1 protein-coding gene is annotated in these 1056 nt (G+C 42.7%); it reads left to right on the top strand.

Annotated features, from left to right (window positions below; all coding sequences use genetic code 11):
- Positions 1–971: IS3 family transposase (locus HHL17_RS33320; protein ID WP_169229164.1), on the top strand; the 971-nt coding region annotated here is incomplete at its 5' end.
- Positions 972–1056 lie beyond the last annotated feature (85 nt).

Raw genomic sequence — 1056 nt, 5'->3', positions numbered from 1 at the left:
ATCGATATTCGAAAAAAGTCTGGACCCAAACAGTCCAAAAAATAAGGCATTATTATCCCCAATGGTCACTGGGTAATATATGTAGATTGTTTGGTCGGTCCAGGCAGGGCTATTATAAGAATGCACATCGTGAGCAGACTCAATTTATGAAAGAAGGGATAGTGATTGACCAGGTCCGTTATCTTCGCAGTCGTCAGCCTCGGGTAGGAACCCGTCGGATGTTGGAGATGCTACAGCCAATTCTTGAGCAACATCAGATAAAAATGGGAAGAGACAAGCTCTTCGATCTGTTAGCATCCCATCAGTTATTGGTACGAAGGAGCCGTCGGAGACGAGTCAAAACTACAGATTCCAACCATTTTTATCGTAGATATCCTAACCTGATCAGGGAAGCGGAAGTCAAAACGGTTAATCAGGTATGGGTAAGTGATATTACCTATGTTTCGTTAACAGCTGATAAATTCTGTTATTTAAGCCTGATTACGGATGTGTACTCCCGTAAGATAATAGGTTATCACCTACATTCATCGCTAAAGAAAGAGGGGCCAATAGCAGCATTGCGAATGGCCTTGAAAACCCGGGAGGGCTCAGTGTATTATCGAACGATTCATCATTCTGATCGTGGTATTCAGTACTGTTGCAAGGAGTATACGGATATTTTGGTGGATAACGACATTGCGATTAGTATGACTCAACAGGGAGATCCTGGCGAAAATGCTATTGCAGAAAGAGTTAATGGTATCCTGAAAACGGAATTCACGCTTAGCTCAACCTTCAGTAGTTTTTCCCAGGCCCTTGAGGCAGTGGTTAAAGCAGTAGAAATCTATAATCAGGAGAGATTACATGCAAGTTGTGATTATCTGACCCCTGACCAGGCATATCGTAAGGCCTGGGGGCAGATGAAACGTCGTTGGAAATCAGCCAAAAAGCGGGCTGTAAACGAGAAACAGGACGTTCTCTCCACTATGTAAACAATATCCAGGATTAAAGAACGTCAAGGTAAACCTTAAACAGGATTTTTTAACCTTGGGTGTAAACCTATAATAGGACTAGACC

Origin of the sequence: Chitinophaga fulva (genome assembly GCF_012927205.1) — a bacterium.
GTDB lineage: Bacteria > Bacteroidota > Bacteroidia > Chitinophagales > Chitinophagaceae > Chitinophaga > Chitinophaga fulva.
This window is presented reverse-complemented; position numbering and strand designations above follow the sequence as displayed.